Below are 21,198 nucleotides of genomic sequence, written 5' to 3'. Positions count from 1 at the left end.
ATTATTTCTTTATTGTTCCCTGAACACCCTCTACAAAAAAGTTAAAACTCAACAGTTCCTGATCCGTCATCACTTTACCAGCTGGCACTACAAGATTGCCTTGATTATCCTTTATTGGTCCAACAAAAATCTTGTTTTTTCCTGCAATAATATCTGCCTTCTCTTTATTTACCCTATCCACTACATTGGCAGGTACTTTTGGACTAATTGGAGCAAGATCAACTATTTTGGTATCCATACCCCACCAAATAGCTTCAGGCTTCCATGTCCCCTTATGTACCCTTGTAGCAATCTCCTTATATAACACACCCCAATTCCAGACAGGTGCAGTTAAAAAACCATTTGGGGCATATTTCCTCATATCAGAATTATAACCAATGACATACTTGCCCCTCTTTTCTGCAGCCTGAAGCGTGGCAGGCGTATCCTGATGCATAGTTAACACATCAGCCCCAACATCAAGCAGACTATCTGCCGCATTCCTCTCCGTTGCAGGATCAAACCATGTATTAGTCCAAACAACTTTAACTACAGCATTAGGATTCATACTCCTTACACCTAATGTAAAAGCATTTATCCCCCTAATAACCTCTGGTATCGGATGGGCAGCAACATAACCGATGATATTACTTTTTGTCATCGCTCCGGCAATGATACCGCTGAGATATCTTGCCTGATACATACGGCCAAAATATGTTCCTACATTTTCAGCAGTTTTATAACCTGAACAATGCATAAAGACTACATCTTTAAACTTTTTTGCAACCTCTATAGTTGGATCCATATATCCAAAACTTGTTGTAAAAATGAGGTTGTATCCTTTTTTAGCAAGATTTGTTATAACCCTTGTTGCATCAGCACCTTCTGGGACAGATTCTATTATCTGGGTTTTTTTAACAAAAGGCAACTTTTCCAACTCTTTTCTACCCATATCATGGGCATAAGTCCAGCCACCATCACCAACTGGACCTACATAAACAAACCCCACATTAAGATCTTTAGCATAGACAGGTAAAGCAATAACAAACATAATTAGAGCTAAAAAGATGTTTTTAAGCATAAAACCTCCAAAAATTTATTTTACTTTAAAAATTACTTACTGTCAATTGCAATAAAAAACTTCCCTTTTACCTGATTCAAAGAACCAGCTATTACTTCATAGGTTGTACCATTATCACTGGAAAACCTTTTCATAAAAAGAGCCTTATCAACTGGAATCAAAATATTTCTATCATCCCCATCATTTACCTTGACATTTTTAGGGACAAACCCTCTAAGATTCACAGGTATCGTAGGATCATTATCGAAATCCTTTAAAACAAACTGATCACCATTACTTAAGAATAACTTTTGCCCATCTTTTATTTTTTTAACAACCCCATTAACTTCAACTTCAAAATACTTTTCACTAACGTTATCCCGTTGTATTTTCAAAGTGATCTTCCCTATAACATGATGATCTTTTCTACAGATAATATCTGTATCTTTTTCAATGACAAAAGGTATTTTCGAATCATTTAGCCCATTAAAGCCCAAGATATCACAAGAAAGCCCTCTTTTATAGTTAGATACAATATCATAAACCATAAGTTTTGTCCCTAATGGGAACGTTACCACAGAACCATTTTTCAACTCTAAAAAATTATCATCATGCTTAATTACAATATGTTTCAAAAAAGGTTTTGGTAAAACAATCTCAGGGATTTCAGGTTTTAAATCGAATATTTTAAAAAATTCATTTATTAGATAGGTCTTATGAAGTATTTTTGTTTTATCATCTGGTAAGTTTTTAGATGTTTCAAGCCCAAAGGATGGTATACAATAATTTTTCAGAGCGTAATAAGTAGCTGTCTTTTTCATCTCTTTGTACTTTGTTTCCGGGTTATCAGTATCAGTATTGAAATACTCAAAATGATATTTCTTATTTTGAATCTTCTTATTTGTTTCTGCCACAACCCTTTTAGCCATTTTACCCAGGTCTAACACCTTGTCACCACAGCTATAGACCTCTGCATCTACAATAACAGATTGACCCCATCTGTTTGGATTTCTTAATGGGTTCACATAAACAGGGGAATAAAAACCTGAACCATCATGTAGGTGTAGAAAAAAATCTGATTCAGCCATCAACCCTTTTATAATATCTATCACTTGATCCATTTCATGCTTTTTTTTAGCATCGATGAATCTTCTGTTCATATCACCATCTGTGCCACGATTAAAAAGTATTATCGATTTAAAATTGGCTCTGGGTACAATAATCAGATCACCCCTTTCAAGCCAAGAATCTACATATAAGTCTGCGGATAGATACCCACCAGGCTCATCACCTTGAATACCACCAACAATAAGCCCCTTTTTCCCTGGCTCTTTACCGTAGATCCTATAAATATGTAATTCATAATCTGTACCCTCAAGATAGACCTCATGCTTCACCGAAGGCCTATCAAGGGGACTACCCCATAAAGGTATCAAAAATATTACAAGAAACCATAATACCCTAAATATCATCTACTGGGGCTCCAGCTTTCTCCAACAATCTTAAAACTGCTACCCTCTTTAGATATTGTAAGTTTTTTGATCCCCTTGTTGTTCATCGATTCTGTTTTATAGATCTGTTTAAATGTCACCTCATACCTTGAATCACTCAACCTTTTAATTTTAAGATCAGTTATATCAACTTTGATCGACTTAATCCGCTCAAACTTAGCTTTTTTATCTTCTTTCCAACCCTTGTAGTCCAATTTACCTGACCTAAAATCTTCACCATAAAAGGCTATATACCTGTCAATATCCTTTGACTCCCAACTTTCTTTCCATTCTTTTACAAAATCCTTCACCATGCCGTCAAAATCTTTACCTTTAAGTTTTTCCTCTTTTGTCGTTTTATTATCAGGTAGCTTCTTCTCCTGCTTGTTATCAGATACTACAACTTTGGTCTGCTCCTTGACTTCAACTTTAGGTTTTTCAGACTTTTCTAATACCACATTTTTAAATCTATCAGGAATAGGCTTTTGAATGTATTCCTCAGCTATGATCTTAAAATCGTTTGCCTCTTTAATGAGATATAGCCTTTTTGTACCATAGGTTGTGATGTTTGGTGCCGAATAATATTGATCAAAATCGAAAACAACTTCGCTATCATTCTCTTTATATATCTTTATATTTTCAAAAACTATCTTCTTATCAGGATACATCTCCATAAGAGCTTTTTTGCGTTGAATATATTCAGCATAACTGCTATGCTTACTATCTTTAAAACGAACATGTATCAATTTACTAAGTCTATTTATGTCATTATTTTTCCAGCTTTCATAAAACTCATTTAAGAAGTTCAGCCAAAAAGATTTTTCCGAATTATAATTTATTTCATCGGTATATGTAAGATGTTCTGCAATAACCACAGGAGTCCCTAAAAAGTCGATCGATCTGAGATAATCAATATCTTCATTTTTTAACACTACACACCCTTTTGAGGCCTGCTTATGCTCCTTAGGATCTCTACCATGAATCCATATGCCATGACCAGTTTTACCATATAGCTTATCAACAAAATTTGGATAATTTAATGGGAAAGCACCGGTACCATAGATTTTATCAAGCTTTGATTGGGGGATAAAACCTGTAACATAATAAACTCCCGTAGGTGTTTTTTTGTCACCCTCTTTTCTTTTATCACCGTTACCTTCACCTATAATCAATCCATCAAATTCCTTTAAGATGCTAATAGAATCGTTTTTAATCTCAATCAGAAATGATTTCTTAGCACTTTTATCAACAAGAAAAACCTTTTGATAGCTTACACCCTTTGCCATAACATCTGCTAATATCTTGTTTGCAGCATACAAATCTGTAGCAAGAAAAAGCAAAAAGAAAAGTAAGTATTTCAGCATTTTTACTTTAATCATACTCAATCCTATTTCTCCCATTGTTTTTTGCTTTGTATAACCTTTCATCTGCAAGAGCTATTACCTTTTCATAATGATCCCTTTCAGAAGAACTCGCTAACCCAGCACTTGTTGTAATTGGCGCTTTTCTAAAATTCACGGGGATATCCCTAATAGCATTTAATATCTTTTCCCCTACCTTTAGAGCATTTTCCTTTTTTGTATCAGGCAGTAAAACTATAAACTCTTCTCCACCATATCTTGCAACAACGTCAGTGTTCCTAATCGCGTTTTTAATTGTAAAAGCCACATCGCTTAATACTAAATCCCCCGTAGAGTGGCCATATTTATCATTTATCATTTTGAAATGATCGATATCTAACATGATAATAGAATATTCTGAATTAGTTCTGTTGTGTCTCTTAGCTTCTTTCTCAAGGTTTTCCCAAAAAAATCTTCTATTGTACAACTTGGTAAGCTCATCAGTGATGGACGATATCATTAAAAGCTTATTTTTGGCATCCAACATATCAAGTAGATACTTAGTTCTTAACTGATTCCTTATTCTTAAATAAAAATCACCTGTATCGAAAGGCTTTAAAATAAAATCGTTGGCACCCATCATAAATATTTCGTATTTATGAGATAATTCATTGGATACCGTTAATGTTATCACAGGCACCTGTTCATACATCTTTGAGCTTCTAAGATAAGATATTGTCTCCAATGATGTCCCAGACTCCAAAAAATAATCAAGCAAAGCCAGATCCACAACAGGACGCTCATCCTCCAGAAAAGTTAGTAGAGATTTATTGTCCTTAAAATCTATTACTTTCAAACCAGCAAACTCAAGGATACTTTTCATATATTTTCTTTGAAAATCACTGTCTTCCAGTAGAATTACCCAGTTATTTGAGTACGATATATTGTTTATTATGGATAGGATATTCTTTATGTAGTTTTTCAATAATCTTTGAACCGCATCTTTTTCAATATAAGCAATAGCCCCAGAATCAAAAGCTTTTTTACGGCTATCTTTCTCTGTAGTTGATGTAATTATTATGGGCTGCAAGTAGCTAAATTTGGGATCTTCTTTGATCTCTCTGCATAAATCATAACCTGAACCATCAGGTAATTCTATATCTATCGTAACTATATGAAATCTTTTATTACTCCGCAGCTGCTCCCTGGCTTCACTTAGATTTGAAACACAAACTGTATTATAGTCCAATTCCCTTAACTCATTTTCTATAATCTTTTGAAAAAACTTACTATCTTCAACAATTAGTGCTTCTGGCATAATGTACCTCTACCGAACAAAAAATACCTATCAAGCTTATTTTTTAGATAGCCATCCAAGTTTTTAACAACACCCACAGGTATCCCATTATAAAAAAGAGCAAATTTTTCCTTTTCAAACTTAAGGTTTATATCAAAACCAGATAAAAATTCAATAGCATTTTTTTTATCAACCTTGATTTTGTATCTATCAAACATATACCTCCCAAACTCCCATAAAAATTGGGAAGATATCTCCACAGAGCCATTGATTGTTTTTCCTGCTTTGATACCACTTTTTAAGAATTTTATATTTTTAAAGTCTGGTGTTGGAAGGAGCTCATAGAAAAGGAGATCATCTATTTTTTTGAAAATCCCAGAAAATACACCCTCAGGGAAAAAATCCTTTAACGTCGTAGTATTGTCAGGTATTTTTATAGAACCTTTTTTCAACTCCCCTTTTTTTCTTAAAGCTGCAACAAAAAAACCATCGAAATCACTTTTATGGGGAAATACCCTAATCACCTTTTCATCAATCCTGTTCTCCCCAGATAAGCCGTAACAAAAAGAACCTCTGTTAATATCGATAAGCTCAAAATCTGGAAAAAGTTCTAAGAACTTGATAACATTTCCTTCATTTTCTTCAACAGAAAATGTACAAGTAGAATACAATAAAACCCCACCCGGCTTCAATAGATAAGAGATAGAAAAAAGTATCTCCATCTGAAGCTTTTGCATCTTATCCACCAAATCCTGGGACCAATGTTTGCTAACCTCATCGCTATAACCTATCTTATTTTCATTACTACAGGGAGCATCTAAAAGTATACCATCAAAAACTGGTGGTAACTTTTTATGCAACAGCCTACCATCAAAAGATACTGTTTTGACATTCCAGGCACCATATTTTTCAAGATTAAAATGTAATGATTTTAACCTACTTTTCGATGGTTCGTTAGCTACAATATTTAATGTACGTTTAGAATACTCACTCATTGCAGTCGTTTTGCCACCAGGTGCTGCTGATACATCTAGTACCACTCCATCACCGTTAAGCAATTCAACAAGCAATCTTGCAGGTATGATAGATGATGGGTTTTGTATATATATACCACCCGTAAGAAACGAAATAGTATTTGTAATAACTTCGTTAGGCTCTTCATAAGAATACACCGCATCCATCGTCGATGAGGATACTACATAATCTTTCAACTCTTCTAAATAATCAACCCCTCTAGCTCTATTTATCCTAAAATACCTTTTTTTCTTCCTAACCAATGATTCAAAAAACTCATCGGCCTCATCTCCCAATAGACCCCTATATTTCGAAATAAACAACGGATTCATAAAAAACACTATACTTTCAATGAACTTATTGCTTTGAAATAATCTAAGGATTTGAAAATATAATTACCTGCAACCACAGCATTACAACCTGCATCCCTAAGCAAAAATATATTTTTATCTGAAACACCACCATCCACCTGAATTATGGGGGATAACCCAAGCTCATCAATCGTTTTTTTCAACTTACTCACCTTCAGCAAAGAACTTTCTATAAACTTTTGACCACCAAAACCTGGATTAACACTCATCACAAGAACAAGATCCACATAAGGTAATATCTCCTCCAAACTGCTGATAGGTGTTGAAGGGTTTAGCGAAACACCAGCTTTTTTGCCTTTAGACTTTATAAGCTCAACAGTTCGATGAAGATGTACAGAAGCCTCATAATGAATGGTAATAATATCAGAACCAGCAGCTATAAACTGTTCTATATACTTTTCAGGATTAACTATCATAAGATGTGTATCAAAAGGCTTATCAGTATACTTTCTGATAGACTCTATCACTACAGGTCCTACAGTTAAGTTAGGTACAAAACATCCATCCATGACATCAATGTGTATCCAATCAGCACCAGCTCTATCTACAGCTACTACCTCCTCCCCAAGCCTGGAAAAATCTGCACTAAGTATAGAAGGGGCAACTATCATTCTTCCCACCTAACAGATACTGACAAGGCATGGGCTGCAAGATCTTCAGAATAAGCCAACCGAATCACACTATCCTTATGTTTATAAAACATATCCCTCGGATAAGCTATAATACTTGAACGCTTGAAAAAATCATACGTTCCGAGAGGGGAAGAAAAACGTGCTGTACCACCTGTAGGCAACGTATGATTAGGTCCTGCAAAATAATCCCCCATTGCTTCCGGTGTATAATGCCCCAAAAAGATTGCACCTGCATGCTTTATCTTTGGCAACAATTCAAAAGGGTTTGACACTGCAAGCTCTAAATGCTCTGGAGCAATCTTATTTGATATTTCAACAGCTTCATCAAGATTCTTTACCACTACAATTCCACCATAGTTTTTTAGTGACATTTCAGCAATATCTTTTTTGGGTAATTTTTCAAGGAAACTGAGTAAATATTTTTGAGTCTCTTCAGCAATCTTTACGCTGTCTGTAATAGTTATAGCAGAGGCAAGTTCATCATGCTCCGCCTGTGATAACATATCTGCAGCAATAAATTTGGGATTTGCAGATTCATCGGCAATCACCAAAATTTCACTCGGCCCAGCTATCATATCTATGTCAACCCTACCAAAAACAATCTTTTTGGCCAACGCAACATAAATATTACCGGGCCCAACTATTTTATCCACTTTCGGTACAGAGGAAGTCCCATAAGCGAAAGCTGCTATTGCTTGGGCCCCACCGATCTTAAATACTCTATCCACACCAGAGATGTAACAGGCAGCTAAAACCACATCGTTTATAACTCCATCCTTTGCTGGGGTTGCTAAAAAAACCTCTTTAACACCAGCAACTTTTGCAGGTATTACATTCATCAACACAGATGAAGGGTAGGTTGCCTTTCCACCAGGTACATAAACCCCTACCCTGTCAAGGGGAGTTATCTTTTGCCCCAAAATCAAACCATCCCTCTCGATAAACCATGATTTTTCCAACTGGTTTTTGTGATACTCTTCAATATTCTTCTTTGCCAGTTGGAGATCAAGTTTTAACTGTTCATCGACATTATCATAAGCAGCAATGATCTCCTTTTTTGATACTTCAATTATACTATCACAATTGTTATCATAACGCTTAGAATATTCTAGTAACGCTTCATCGCCCCTTTTCTTAACATCATTGATTATAGAAAGAACACTTTTTAGATACTCCTCTTCTTGGCTTTCATTTCTACTTAAGATCTTAGGTAAGATGTCCTCAACATTATAGTAAATCATCTTCTTACATGCTTCTCCTTTTTCATTTTATATAGTTCGGTATCTGATAATTTAAATATCACCTCTGGGTTTTCATTGGCCTTATCAATTGTTCTTACAGTAGTAAGCCCATAGGCAACTACAGCTTTATTTTTCAAACCGAGATCTTTATAAATATTCGACAATAAAGTCTCACATTTCTTGATCATCGCCTTTAACCTATTCTCCTCCGTCTCAGGTGTAATAATATAAAACTCATCACCACCAAACCTACCAATAATATCACTTTTACGAAACGACTTAAGTAAAGATTTCCCGAACTCTGATAAAACCTTATCGCCTACTAAATGTCCCTTTTTATCATTTATCTTCTTAAAATCGTTTATATCTAATAAAATGAAAGAGAATGGTTGCCCATACCGATAACACCTGTTTATATAAGATGCAAGAAATATATACATTGCCTTTTTATTATAACAATTGGAGGATTCATCTATCATCGATTGATTCACAAGCATCTGTCTTGTGTTGAGATTCCTGAGGGATACACCTATCTTAAAACATAGATCTTTTATAAAATCTGAATTATAATCACTTGTGTACCTTCGAGGATTCCTACTATATAGGTTTAGACTACCTAAAAACCTATCATATAGGATAATAGGAGCAATTAGATACGAACCTATACTATCATAAACGTTGAATTCTGAAATCAGATTCACCGTGCTATCCCCAAGGTAAGGTCTTTTTTCTAAGAAAAAATAATTAAATGTCTTGGTATTTGCCATAAGTATATGTTTTAAAGAACCATCTAATTCTATTATAAGCTCATCTTTATTGATAAAAAGAACAGCCTTATCTATCTCAAAAATCTCCTCAAGATAGCTCATAGCCTTTTCATCTATTTCAGCAATACTCTCCGAAAGTAAAAACGAAAACTCCACAACCTTTAAACCCCTAAGCTTAACCTCATTTTCCGTGATTACCTCTAAGATACCTTCCAATTCTTTCTTGAGCAGTTGATTTTCTTTGAGTATATCATTTACTTTTTTCATCTATCATACATCTCCAAGATTTTTAGCAACAGTGCAATTTACCTTCAATGGCACTTTTAGCTCACAAACATTTTCCATTATTAGTTTAATGTCTTTAAACATTTTGTCAATAAATTTATCATTTATTTCAAAAACAAGCTCATCATGAACCTGCAATACCAACCTACCATCAATACTCTGGTTTCTTAAATAATCACAGGTTTTAATCATAGCAAGCTTTATAATATCAGCAGCAGAACCCTGTATAGGGGAGTTTATAGCAATTCTCTCTGCCCTTTGTCTTACAGTTGTATTACTGCTTTTTATATCAGGAATAAATCTAGGTCTATTTAAAATAGTTTTAACATACCCCTTGTCTCTGGCAACTTTTACTATATCCTCCATATATTTTTTCACTTTAGGATACGTTTTAAAATATTTATCTATAAAAATTTTAGCTTCCGATTGACTTATCCCGACATCCCTTGCGAGCCCATAAGGACTTAAACCGTAAACAATACCAAAATTAACAGCTTTTGCTATCCTTCTGGTATCTCTATCTATCTCTTTATCCTTCAAGCCAAAGATCCTTTCCGCAGTTATATTATGAATATCCATGTCCTCATAAAAAGCTCTGACCAATTCCTCATCTTCTGTGATATGGGCCAATATTCTCAACTCAATCTGAGAGTAGTCCACAGATAAAAAACTATAACCATCTTCAGCTACAAAAGCGGATCTTATATCAGAACCTAATTCACCTTTTTTGGGTATATTTTGAAGATTTGGGTTTAGTGATGATAATCTCCCAGTAGCAGTCCCAGTTTGCTTAAACTGAGAATGTATCCTTCCAGTCTTAGGATCTACATAATCAGAAAGCCTTGAAGTATACGTTGAAACAAGCTTACTGAACTCCCTGTACCTCAACAACGATTTCAAAAGCTCTTCATAGCTGGGGTTTAACAAAATCATATTTTTTAGAGAATCTTCATCTGTAGAAAAACCTGTTTTGTTCTTCTTAAAAGGAACCATTTTAAGTTTATCAAACAAAACATACGCCAGCTGCTTTGGTGAATTTAAATTTATCTCCTCCCCAAGCATTCGACTCAAAAGTCTTTTTTCACTTTCCAGCAATGTTTTTATCTTAGCATCTATCTCCATCAATCTATTATGATCAAGCTTAATCCCTACCTTTTCCATTTCAGCCAAAATAAATATCACCCTATATTCAAGGTCCCAATAGAGTTCCCACAAACCCAATTCATCCATCAAATGTAGTATTCTCTTATACCTGCTAAATACCTTATGGATAAAATCAGCGATGGTTTCTGATTCTGACATTTTGAGAACCCCTATATCAGGATCAGTCAACCAACTTAGTATCTCAAGATCAATACCCTTATCTATCTTAAGATCAAACAACTTCAATATATCCTTAAGATTAAAGTAATAATCTACTTTATGATCCTCTAAGGGACCTAATTTCCTATAATTTTTCCCATCAGAGAGATACAAATCCTTTTGAATACAAAAAAGTATTTTCCCCTCAGTAACATCAGCATAGTTTAATACTTTTTCTGTAACATTACCAAAAAGTCTTACCATCAAAGCTCTTAATTCAAGCTCCTCAAACATCTCTTTTACATCGACATCACTTAATACCTTTGCTGAATCGATATCATTTATAGCTCTTAACCTTACAAGCTCCCTACTTAAAAATGCCGATGCTTTATCTTCCTCTAACTTTAATCTAACAGAGGATTTTAACTTATCCAGATTATCATAAATACCTTCAAGAGAGCCAAACTCCTGTATAAGGGATAAAGCAGTCTTTTCCCCCACCCCTTTGACGCCTGGAATATTGTCAGAACTATCCCCAGTCAGCGCCAAAAAATCCACAATCTGATCTGGAGTTACACCATATTTTTCCTTTACCTTTTCTGCATCCAAAATCTCCCCTGTTTGATAATCGAGGATCCTAATTTTTTCAGAAACAATTTGTGCAAGATCCTTATCTTTTGTTACCAAAAAAACATCTTCCTTAGCATTGACTGCAAGAGTAAAAATTATATCATCAGCCTCAAATCCATCTTTTGAATAAAGCTCAAAACCCAATGCAGGAATTATCTTTTTTAGATATTCCACCTGGACTGTTAAATCTTCAGGAGATTTAGATCTGTTTGCCTTATATTGGGAGAACATATTATGCCTAAATGTCTCCCCTTTAGCATCGAATACCACAATAATCTTAGCATCTGAATATCTTTCTTTTAAGCTAATTATTAGATTTAGAAATGAATGTATTAGAGATGTTGGAACTTTTTTTGAGTTGTATAGAGGAGGTGTTTTATAAAAAATTTTATAAGCTATCGAATGACCATCAACTACGATCAACATCCACAACCTCTTGAACCAAAACTTTTCAACTCTTTTAAGAAAACCTTATTCTTTTCATTGATTTTTCTGACTAACCCATCTGTATAACTTTTCATTGAATCAAAATCATCAAACAAGGCATCCAAAAACCTTGCCTCATACATATATTTGGCATCATACATCTGTCCAAAAAGAAAAAAATCGCTGATGGCATTAGGCTTCATAATTCTTGGTAATCTTTGAGTACCACCAAAGCCTGTTATTACACCGAGTTGTGCCCCGGGGTGTGCAAACTTACTGCTAATGGTAGCAAGTCTTATGGTGCATGAAGCAGCAAAATCTATCCCACCACCCATGCAAAAACCATCGATCTGAGCAATTATCACCTGGGGAATAGAATCCATTAAGCCAAAAAGTTTGTTACCAAGTATGGAAAAGCCCTTTGCCATAAATCCATCATACTCATACATCTGCTTTATATTCGCCCCAACAGCAAAAGAACCACCTCTTCCATAGATAACTATCGTCTTAGCCTCAGAATCTTTTATTATTTCTAAGATATTTATTAGTTGCTTTATCACATCTGGATTTAAGATATTGAACCTTTCCTCAGGGATCAGTGTAATATTAGCTGTTTCATGAACAATATTAAAATCTATCAAAGGGCACTCCATTAGCAGAAAGTATAAAAAATTTTCAGATCAAAATCAATGAAAAAAGTGCCGGCATCCAGCCGGCAGGTGACGGTCCTTCTAAAAAGCGTGGTTGTTCCACTACTTTCTGAAAATATCATAGCATTTTGCATGCCAAAATTATAGGGTCAATTTAATACAAATTATTCCCACTATGATTACGAAAGCACCTATAATTCTGTTAAACATAATAGGTTCTTTTAAAAGGAAAATGCCTATCAAGAGTCCAAAAAGAGCATTTATCTGCCTAATGGATGTTGCATAGGATACATTGATTTTCTCAAGACCAAACCTATAAGACACCACAGAAAGAAAAAGCACCACACTTGCAGGCAACAACAGGGAAATATTTTCCCTCATAAACTGCCAGTGCCCCTTTGACTCATTTTTAGAATAGATAAAAAGAAAAAAAGTCATAAAAAAAGTTACCGAATATATATAGAGAAATATATTCCCTTTTCCTACACCAGCTTTTTCCACAATAGCTCCAAAAGAATAAAATATCGAAGAAAAAAATGCGTAAATAACCCCTTTTGAAAATACCAACCTTCCAATATTGTTTATATTTAACAGCAAAATACCAGTCACCACCATAAAAATACCCAGGAAACCTAAGATGGTGATCCTTTCACCTAAAAAAACGATAGCAAGAACAGTCACAAATATAGGTGAAGAGGTGGTAATTGGATATACCTTTGATACATCTTCTGTTTTATAGCTTTTACTTAAAAAAAGATGATATGCAGAAAAAAATATACCTGCAACAAATCCATACAAGACAGAACTCCTATCAAAAAAAAGGTACCTTTTAAAAAACAATGGGTATGCTAATGTAAACAACAACAAATTTAATAGATGCATCTGATAATTAAACTTGTGCTTATCAGATGATTTTTTGAGAAAAAAATTCCATAAAGCATGCATCAACGCACTGAAGATAACCAGCCAAACACCTATCATAAAAAGGTAGTAACAGATTTACAAAATATAATCAACTAAAAATAGAACATAGTTAAAACCATAGACCAATAAAATACATAAAAATATATCATAAATTTAAAATAACTTTTTACTTTAAAACCTATAAAAATTATCTATATGTTATATCATCAAAAACAATGTAGTTTTATAGGTTTCTCTGTATATTGTATACAAGAAACTTGTTGACTTTTTTCCTATTTAATGTTAAAAAATAAACAGTGGTTTATAATTTACCAACAAATCAGGAGGTCATTTATGTCTCAACTTAAAAAAGTATTAGCCCAGAAGATCGCTGAGCACAGCGTAAGAACCCAAAGACTCAATAAGGAATTTGCAAATGTAGTTATCGACAAAGTCACCATCAGTCAGGCTCTTGGTGGTATGAGAGATATCAAGTGTTTGGTCACAGATATTTCCTATCTTGATCCCCATGAAGGTATTAGATTTCGTGGTAAAACCATAGATGAGACCTTTGCTGCTCTTCCCAAAGCACCTGGTTCGAAATATCCTACAGTGGAAGCCTTCTGGTATTTTCTCTTAACAGGTGATGTTCCCACTCAGGAGCAAGTAGATGAGGTACTAAAGGAATGGAAGGTTCGTCAGGTAGTGCCATCCTATGTTTGGGATGCAATAAGGGCTCTTCCAAGGGATAGCCATCCTATGGTTATGCTTTCTACAGGTATCCTTTGCATGCAGAAAGATTCTAAATTTGCCAAATTCTATAGCTCTGGTAACTTCAACAAAAAAGTTGCTTGGGAGTATGTATATGAAGATGCGTTCGATCTTGTGGCACGTATCCCAATAATAGCTGCTTTTATCTACAATCTAAAGTACAGAAGTGACTACCAAATTGCACCCGATCCAAACCTTGACATGGGTGCAAATTTTGCCCACATGATCGGTCAGTGCAAAGAGTATCAAGACGTTGCCAGAATGTATTTCATCCTCCATTCTGACCATGAATCTGGAAACGTTTCTGCCCACACTACACATCTTGTTCATTCTGCCCTTTCAGATCCATATTATGCTTACTCTGCTGGTCTAAACGGTCTTGCTGGTCCTCTTCATGGTCTTGCGAACCAGGAAGTGCTTGATTGGATAATCAAATTTGAGGAAAAATACCTAAAAGGTGCAGAACCTACTAAAGAGATTATCGAGCAAGCTCTTTGGGATACATTAAACTCTGGACAAGTTATCCCTGGCTATGGACATGCAGTTCTTCGTAAGACTGACCCAAGATATACCGCTCAGAGGAACTTCTGCCTTGAAACACCTGGGCTTAGAGATGACCCATTGTTTAAAGTTGTATCAATGATCTACGAAGTGGCACCAGATGTGTTGATGAAACACGGAAAAGCTAAAAATCCATGGCCAAACGTTGATGCCCAGTCTGGTGTAATTCAGTGGTATTATGGTGTAAGAGAGTGGGATTTCTACACTGTTCTTTTTGGTGTTGGTAGAGCTCTTGGTTGTATGGCAAATATAACTTGGGACAGAGGTCTTGGCTATCCTATTGAAAGGCCGAAATCTGTCACCACAGACATGCTTGAAAAGTGGGCTGCTAATCCTCCCCAACTATAATTTCTCAAACTATTCAATAAAAAAGGGGGATACCCCCCTTTTTTTCTTGCTTTTCAAAATAAATTTTGCTAAGTATCAACCTCAAAAACATATAAGGCAGGTTATGATTTACGAACTAAAAGATATCTCTTTCGAAGTATCCATTGACAAGTGTTTTGAAAATTTGAGACCTCATCCCAAGTTTTCCCACTGCACTTTCGAAAACTATATCCCTGATGATAACTTTCCATCACAACATTACATAAAAGAAACCCTAATAGACAAAATCAATCGTCTAAACGAGTTTAAAAACACACCAAAAACCACAAAAAAGAGCTTTTTTGGCTTTTTCACCCAAAAAAAAATTGAAGAAACACTCCCCATAAAAAACCTATATATCGATGGTGGCTACGGTGTAGGTAAAACCCATCTTATATCCGCCTGTTTTAATACAGCAAAAGTAAAAAAAGCTTTTATGAGCTTTGGGGATCTTAACTATTTTTTTGTGTACTGGGGTGTGGAAAAGTGCATTGATGAGTTTTCAAAGCTTGATCTACTATTGATAGACGAATTTGAGCTTGATGACCCTGCCACCACACGAATGATAGCAAAATTTTTCGCAAATATAAACAAAAATACCCTTATCATAACAACTTCCAACACTCTACCATCAGAGCTTGGTAAATTCAGATTTCAAGCTGATGAGTTTACAAAAGAACTTGGGGTAATTGCCAATACCTTTAAAACTGTCATAGTAGAAGGTGAAGACTATAGAAAAAAGAAACAGCAAGTCAAGCGGAAAGTAACAGATGATCATTTTTACGAATTCTTCAAAATCGATAAATCCGAGTCTAAGATGTTAGTAAATTTTAAAGATTTCATGTATGTATTAGAAGAAAACCACCCCTTTAAATACTTTGTAATCCCTGAAAAAATAGAATCTTTATTCATAGATGGATTAAAGCCCTTCCCCCATCTAAACAATGCACTGAGATTTTCACATTTTATAGATAGTTGTTATTACTATAACACAAACATCTTTATAAAAACTGACTACCACATGCAGGATATCTTTTCAAAGGAGATGTTGGAATCATCATTTCAGAAAAAACTATTAAGATGTCTTTCAAGATTAGGAGAACTATCAGTATTCTTTGATAAATAGTTTTTATTGCATATTTTTAGTTTTTAATATTATAATATTGTATGTTAGAGATCTTGAAAGAAATTACTATAAATGCAGGAAGAATTCTTAGAGAGGGTTACGACAGGTCTAACATTGTTGAATTTAAAAACACAATTGACCTAGTAACAGAATATGATAAAAAAACGGAAGAGTTCATAATTGATCAAATCAGCAAGCACTTTCCAGGTATCCCAGTAATTTCAGAAGAATTACAGCCAACATCTCATCATCATTTAAACTGCTGTTTCTATGTTGACCCTATAGACGGAACAACAAACTTTGTCCACAGGTTCCCTTTTTGTGCTGTATCTATAGGCTTTTTTTCTGAGTCAACCAAAGTAGGTATTGTATACAATCCTATTATTGGAGAGCTTTTCCATGCAGTTAAATCAGAAGGCGCTTATCTAAACGGCAATAAAATATCTGTTAGTCAAGAATCGATGCTTATAAACAGCTTAATTGCTACAGGATTCCCCTATTCCATCATAAAAGAGAACAAAAAACATCTTATAGAGATGCTGGAAAGGGTTTTGAAAAATACTAGGGGGATAAGACGAGCTGGCTCAGCATCTTTAGATCTTTGCTATGTAGCAAAGGGGGTATTTCAAGGATATTACGAGTCAGATCTCAAACCATGGGATGTAGCCGCAGGCACCATAATTCTGGAAGAAGCTGGAGGAACTGTAACTGGACTTAATGGAAATATCTACGATATCTGGTCTGACTTTATAGTGGCATCCAACAAACATATCCATAAAGATTTATTGAGGTTATTAAATGGTAAGTAAAGGTTTAGTTGGTGACCTTAAAGCAATGCCATTAACCGAAGTCTTTCAATGGATTGCATTTTCCAATAAAAATGGCGAACTCCATCTTCAAAAAGAGAACGATGAAGTAAATATAATATTCAAAAATGGAAAAATTGTTTACGTGACCTCTAACATCCCTCATCTACTTATTGGCCAGCTTTTGTTAAGATACAAAATGCTACCTAAAAATGCTTTGGTAAAGGGTCTTTCTTTACAGAAACAGTTAAAGATACCTTTAGGTCAAGTACTTATCGAGTATAATTTTCTGGATGAAACAAGTGTAAAAAAGATTTTAGAAATACAAGTAGCAGAAGTAGTATACCATATTATAACATGGGATAGTGGTTTCTTTGTATTTGACGAGAAAGAGGTCAGAGATTCCATGATCTCAATTCCAGTAGATTATCTCATTCTGGAGGGTTTGCGAAGAAAAGATGATCTTGCTAGATTTTTTAAGGTATTCACACTTAATTCGATAATAGAAGTAAAAGACCCAGAAAACCCTCTCCAGGAATACGCTGATGGTAAAAAAACAGTAGGTGAAATCACTAAGGAGATAGGCGGGGACTATTTTGAAACCTACGAGAAAATCTACTCTGGAATCATAAATGGATCGATAAAAATTGTGTCTGAAGGTGCCTTCATTGAGGAAGATGATCCAATAGTAAAATTCATTGTTGCTTTGGAGCTCTTTAACAAAAACAAGACTTACGAATCTTTAAAAAGCATCATCTCAATAATAAACTCAGGCTATCAAAATGATCAGATAAAAAAGTTCTATGATAACATGGTGCTTTATATCACAAAAAATTTCAATAATAAGTTTGGCGGAGAAAACACCGTTTTTTCCATAAATAGGTTAAAACTATTGGATGAGAAAATATATATATCTCCCGTGGAAGGTTTTGTCTTGTCACGAATAGAAGAATACCCAACGGTATCAAAACTCTCCAAAGTTGTTACTTTAACAAAAGCTGAGCTCTTTCTAATCATAGATAAGCTCCATAAACTTGGCTTACTTTTGATGAAACACCAAGAAAAAACAAAAACAGAGGTTATGCCCACAGATGTTGTCACTATTTTATTAGACATATACAAAAGGGAACTCACAGGTGAATTGGAGATAATAAACAATCACATCACCACAAGAATGTATTTTAAACAAGGTAAACTTTATTTCCTTTATTCACTGACTGGTGACTATTCCATAATAAAGTTTATTTTAGAAAAGCATAACACCCTAATAGCACCAAATGATGATAAAGATGATGATTTTATAAACTTTATTACGTCTCTTTTAGAAAAAAATAACCTATCACTTTCTGATCTCAAAACATCAATAGATGTTTATCAAAACATGATATTTTACGAAACACTCAGTGATGATATCCTCTCAGCAATATTTATATACGATAAATCCTTTCCATTAAACATTAATACCAATTTCAACATCCTTTTTATGTTACTTTTGGCACTCTTAAATAAAAGACTAAAAATAAAGATAACAATAAAAAGAAACACAGATTATGAGCTTTTAAAGCAGACAGATATCCTTGAAAAAGAATTCGATAACATAGGTCTTATAAAAAATTTACTTCAACTTTTTAAAGATGGCGTCATTACCTCCGATACATTGGTAAAGCTATCAGATATCGAGCTTTCAGGTTTAGATATCTTATATAAGCTTGGATACTTAAGGGAAGTGGAACCTCCAGAGGTCTCCATAACAGAACTACAAAATATTTTAGCCGAACTAAAAAAACAGACACCAGAGGAGATCTTTGAAATATCAAATAACGAATACGATGTCGATAAAATCAAACAAAAATTTCTTAAAATGTCCAAAACATATCACCCAGATTTGATAAATGATCCCCAAGGCAAACAGATTGCAAGGGAGATATTTGAACTTATAAAATACTCCTACGATACACTCATTCAGAAAAAAGATATATCAAAATCCAACAAAAGAATAGATATCAAAAATATTCTCTTGGCAGAACAGTTGCTCACAAGTGGCAAAGTTTATCTTAATATGGGAAGAATACATGATGCCATAGAATCCTTTACAAAAGCATACGAATCATTTTCCAATGACGAAGAGATTATGATCTATTATGCCTATGCTTTGATCAGAAAAAATAGGATAGAAGAAGGGATTAATATAATGGAAATGGTAGGTATTGAAAAGTTTAACGACCCGGAACTTTATGCCGTTATAATAGAAGGATATCTTAAACTAAACAGAAAAAATGAAGCCAAAAAGTACTACGATAGAGCAATTTTAAAATTTCCTGATAAAAACAAAAGATTTAAGATATTCGAACAAAAGCTAAAATAACAAAATATGATTAAGATATTTTAGTTGAAAAGTTGACAATTACTTGTTATAAACCTTAAAAAAACAACAAATCAGAGGTGAATATGCGGCTTTCAAATTATTTCGTCCCAACACTTAGAGAAAACCCAGCTGATGCAGAAGTAATAAGCCATAGACTCATGCTAAGAGCTGGCATGATAAGAAAAGTTGCCGCTGGTATCTATAATTACTTACCCATGGGACTTAGAGTTATAAGAAAGATAGAAAATATAATAAGAAAGCATATGAATGAGGCTGGAGCAATAGAGATCCTTATGCCAGCAGTGCTTCCAGCAGAGCTCTGGAAAGAAAGTGGACGATGGAATGTATATGGAAAAGAACTTCTAAGGTTTAAAGATAGACATGATAGGGATTTTTGTATGGGGCCCACCCATGAAGAGGTGGTTACCGATATTGTGAGAAATGAGATAAAATCTTACAAAGATCTGCCAGTCAACCTTTACCAGATCCAAACAAAATTTAGAGACGAGATAAGACCAAGATTTGGTTTGATGAGAGGTAGAGAATTCATAATGAAGGATGCCTACTCCTTTGATGTTAGCGATGAGGATGCAGAAAAAAGCTATCGAATTATGCATGATGCCTATTGCAAAATCTTTGAATCATGTGGTCTAAAATATAAAGTAGTAGAAGCTGATTCTGGGGCAATAGGCGGGAACTTTTCCCATGAATTTATGGTAACAGCTGACACCGGAGAAGACTTTGTTATAAGCTGTAACTCATGCGATTACGCAGCAAACGTAGAAAAAGCACCAGTTCTTGATACCTTCCAACAGGAGATGGAAAGTGAAAAAGAAAAAATAAAAGTTGAAACCAAAAACATGAAAACAGTTGAAGATGTAGCTAGATTTTTAAATGTTTCCTCCAAAAAGGTTGTAAAAACAATGATATTAAGAACACCTGATGAGATAGTTGCAGTAATGATAAGGGGTGATCACGAACTGAACCTTGCAAAAGTCAAAAATTTCCTCAACGCTCCCTATGTAGAGTTTGCTTCTGCGGATGAAATTATCCAACATACAGGTGGTCCTTTAGGCTATTCTGGCCCATTAGGTATAAAAATCAAGATACTAATGGACAACGCAGTAAAAAAACTCAAAAACTATATTGTAGGTGGTAATGAAAAGGATATCCATATAATAAATGTAAACCATGGTAGGGATTTTGAAGTGTTTGCTTATTCAGATTTTATAAACGCCAAACCTGGGGATAAATGCCCCAAATGTGGAGGGACTTATATCATAACGAAGGGTATAGAAGTTGGCCACATCTTCAAACTTGGCACAAAGTACTCCAAAAGTATGAACGCTATTTTTTTAGATAAAGAAGGTAAACAACAATACATGGTAATGGGATGTTACGGTATAGGTGTAGGAAGAACAGCAGCTGCTGCCATAGAACAAAACCATGATGAAAAAGGGATTATATGGCCAATACAAATAGCTCCCTTTGAAGTAGTTATTCTACCTCTTAACAGTGACGACGAAGATGTTATCAACCTTGCTGAAACATTATACCTAAAATTAAACAAGAAAAATGTTGAAGTGCTACTGGACGATAGAGATGAAAGGGCTGGTGTAAAATTTAACGATGCTGACCTTATAGGTTACCCAATCAGGGTAAACATAGGGAAAAAGACTTTGGAAAGAGGTGAAGTGGAGATCGTTATAAGAAAGACCGGAGAGAAGATAATCTGCAAAAAAGACGATGCCCTAAGTGAAATACTAAGAATTAGAGAAGATCTATATAATAACAAGATATAAAAAAAGGGGCGTAA

16 protein-coding genes are annotated in these 21,198 nt (G+C 34.6%); 5 read left to right on the top strand and 11 right to left on the bottom strand.

Going from position 1 to position 21,198, the window contains the following annotated elements:
- Position 1: 1 nt before the first annotated feature.
- The 11 genes from N3C60_09820 to N3C60_09770 form a co-directional block, all read right to left on the bottom strand.
- Positions 2–1,060 (bottom strand): BMP family ABC transporter substrate-binding protein, encoded by a 1,059-nt coding sequence (locus N3C60_09820; protein MCX8085205.1) that lies wholly within the window; start codon positions 1,058–1,060, stop codon positions 2–4.
- Positions 1,061–1,092: 32 nt separating this feature from the next.
- On the bottom strand, positions 1,093–2,511 hold the full coding sequence (locus N3C60_09815; GenBank protein MCX8085204.1) for a M14/M99 family metallopeptidase: 1,419 nt from the start codon (positions 2,509–2,511) through the stop codon (positions 1,093–1,095).
- On the bottom strand, positions 2,508–3,908 hold the full coding sequence (locus tag N3C60_09810; protein MCX8085203.1) for a L,D-transpeptidase family protein: 1,401 nt from the start codon (positions 3,906–3,908) through the stop codon (positions 2,508–2,510). The genes N3C60_09815 and N3C60_09810 overlap by 4 nt, the downstream gene beginning before the upstream one ends.
- A complete protein-coding gene (locus N3C60_09805) occupies positions 3,901–5,187 on the bottom strand; it encodes a diguanylate cyclase (GenBank protein MCX8085202.1) in 1,287 nt (428 codons plus the stop codon). Before N3C60_09805 ends, N3C60_09810 begins: the two co-directional genes overlap by 8 nt.
- Positions 5,172–6,512, bottom strand: a complete 1,341-nt coding sequence (locus tag N3C60_09800; protein ID MCX8085201.1) for a hypothetical protein — start codon at positions 6,510–6,512, stop codon at positions 5,172–5,174. The genes N3C60_09805 and N3C60_09800 overlap by 16 nt, the downstream gene beginning before the upstream one ends.
- Before the next feature lie 8 nt (positions 6,513–6,520).
- A complete protein-coding gene (rpe, locus tag N3C60_09795) occupies positions 6,521–7,162 on the bottom strand; it encodes a ribulose-phosphate 3-epimerase (GenBank protein MCX8085200.1) in 642 nt (213 codons plus the stop codon).
- Positions 7,159–8,424 (bottom strand): histidinol dehydrogenase, encoded by a 1,266-nt coding sequence (gene hisD, locus N3C60_09790; GenBank protein MCX8085199.1) that lies wholly within the window; start codon positions 8,422–8,424, stop codon positions 7,159–7,161. The genes rpe and hisD overlap by 4 nt, the downstream gene beginning before the upstream one ends.
- The gene (locus tag N3C60_09785; GenBank protein MCX8085198.1) at positions 8,421–9,458 is read right to left on the bottom strand and encodes a sensor domain-containing diguanylate cyclase; all 1,038 of its coding nucleotides are present in this window, start codon (positions 9,456–9,458) and stop codon (positions 8,421–8,423) included. The genes hisD and N3C60_09785 overlap by 4 nt, the downstream gene beginning before the upstream one ends.
- Before the next feature lie 3 nt (positions 9,459–9,461).
- Positions 9,462–11,834: a DNA polymerase gene (locus N3C60_09780; protein MCX8085197.1), complete on the bottom strand. Its 2,373-nt coding sequence runs from the start codon at positions 11,832–11,834 to the stop codon at positions 9,462–9,464.
- Positions 11,828–12,475, bottom strand: coding sequence for an enoyl-CoA hydratase/isomerase family protein (locus N3C60_09775; protein MCX8085196.1), 648 nt, complete (start codon positions 12,473–12,475; stop codon positions 11,828–11,830). The genes N3C60_09780 and N3C60_09775 overlap by 7 nt, the downstream gene beginning before the upstream one ends.
- Before the next feature lie 150 nt (positions 12,476–12,625).
- Entirely contained in the window at positions 12,626–13,465 is an 840-nt protein-coding gene (locus N3C60_09770; protein MCX8085195.1) for a DMT family transporter, read from the bottom strand.
- A 276-nt stretch (positions 13,466–13,741) separates the two neighbouring features.
- Here N3C60_09770 and N3C60_09765 point away from each other — a divergent pair, with 276 nt between their 5' ends.
- The 5 genes from N3C60_09765 to N3C60_09745 all read left to right on the top strand — a co-directional run bounded on the left by N3C60_09765 (position 13,742) and on the right by N3C60_09745 (position 21,184).
- The gene (locus N3C60_09765) at positions 13,742–15,067 is read left to right on the top strand and encodes a citrate (Si)-synthase (GenBank protein MCX8085194.1); all 1,326 of its coding nucleotides are present in this window, start codon (positions 13,742–13,744) and stop codon (positions 15,065–15,067) included.
- A gap of 103 nt (positions 15,068–15,170) precedes the next feature.
- Positions 15,171–16,211 carry a cell division protein ZapE gene (gene zapE / locus N3C60_09760; protein ID MCX8085193.1) on the top strand — a complete coding sequence of 347 codons (1,041 nt, stop codon included), beginning with the start codon at positions 15,171–15,173 and terminating at the stop codon, positions 16,209–16,211.
- A 41-nt stretch (positions 16,212–16,252) separates the two neighbouring features.
- Positions 16,253–17,020, top strand: a complete 768-nt coding sequence (locus N3C60_09755; GenBank protein MCX8085192.1) for an inositol monophosphatase — start codon at positions 16,253–16,255, stop codon at positions 17,018–17,020.
- Positions 17,010–19,382, top strand: coding sequence for a DUF4388 domain-containing protein (locus N3C60_09750; GenBank protein ID MCX8085191.1), 2,373 nt, complete (start codon positions 17,010–17,012; stop codon positions 19,380–19,382). Before N3C60_09755 ends, N3C60_09750 begins: the two co-directional genes overlap by 11 nt.
- An 83-nt stretch (positions 19,383–19,465) precedes the next feature.
- Positions 19,466–21,184 carry a proline--tRNA ligase gene (locus tag N3C60_09745; protein ID MCX8085190.1) on the top strand — a complete coding sequence of 573 codons (1,719 nt, stop codon included), beginning with the start codon at positions 19,466–19,468 and terminating at the stop codon, positions 21,182–21,184.
- Positions 21,185–21,198: the final 14 nt, after the last annotated feature.

The sequence above is a fragment of the Calditerrivibrio sp. genome (assembly GCA_026415135.1).
GTDB lineage: Bacteria > Chrysiogenota > Deferribacteres > Deferribacterales > Calditerrivibrionaceae > Calditerrivibrio.
Note: the sequence above shows the minus strand (reverse complement) of the source record. Positions and strands in the feature narration are given on the sequence as shown.

Coding starts and splice junctions, on each gene's coding strand:
- N3C60_09770 (MCX8085195.1), bottom strand. CDS start 13,465: ATGATAGGTGTTTGGCTGGTTATCTTCAGTGCGTTGATGCATGCTTTA.
- N3C60_09755 (MCX8085192.1), top strand. CDS start 16,253: ATGTTAGAGATCTTGAAAGAAATTACTATAAATGCAGGAAGAATTCTT.
- N3C60_09820 (MCX8085205.1), bottom strand. CDS start 1,060: ATGCTTAAAAACATCTTTTTAGCTCTAATTATGTTTGTTATTGCTTTA.
- N3C60_09815 (MCX8085204.1), bottom strand. CDS start 2,511: ATGATATTTAGGGTATTATGGTTTCTTGTAATATTTTTGATACCTTTA.
- N3C60_09765 (MCX8085194.1), top strand. CDS start 13,742: ATGTCTCAACTTAAAAAAGTATTAGCCCAGAAGATCGCTGAGCACAGC.
- N3C60_09810 (MCX8085203.1), bottom strand. CDS start 3,908: ATGATTAAAGTAAAAATGCTGAAATACTTACTTTTCTTTTTGCTTTTT.
- hisD (MCX8085199.1), bottom strand. CDS start 8,424: ATGATTTACTATAATGTTGAGGACATCTTACCTAAGATCTTAAGTAGA.
- N3C60_09800 (MCX8085201.1), bottom strand. CDS start 6,512: ATGAATCCGTTGTTTATTTCGAAATATAGGGGTCTATTGGGAGATGAG.
- rpe (MCX8085200.1), bottom strand. CDS start 7,162: ATGATAGTTGCCCCTTCTATACTTAGTGCAGATTTTTCCAGGCTTGGG.
- N3C60_09745 (MCX8085190.1), top strand. CDS start 19,466: ATGCGGCTTTCAAATTATTTCGTCCCAACACTTAGAGAAAACCCAGCT.
- N3C60_09780 (MCX8085197.1), bottom strand. CDS start 11,834: ATGTTGATCGTAGTTGATGGTCATTCGATAGCTTATAAAATTTTTTAT.
- zapE (MCX8085193.1), top strand. CDS start 15,171: ATGATTTACGAACTAAAAGATATCTCTTTCGAAGTATCCATTGACAAG.
- N3C60_09805 (MCX8085202.1), bottom strand. CDS start 5,187: ATGCCAGAAGCACTAATTGTTGAAGATAGTAAGTTTTTTCAAAAGATT.
- N3C60_09785 (MCX8085198.1), bottom strand. CDS start 9,458: ATGAAAAAAGTAAATGATATACTCAAAGAAAATCAACTGCTCAAGAAA.
- N3C60_09750 (MCX8085191.1), top strand. CDS start 17,010: ATGGTAAGTAAAGGTTTAGTTGGTGACCTTAAAGCAATGCCATTAACC.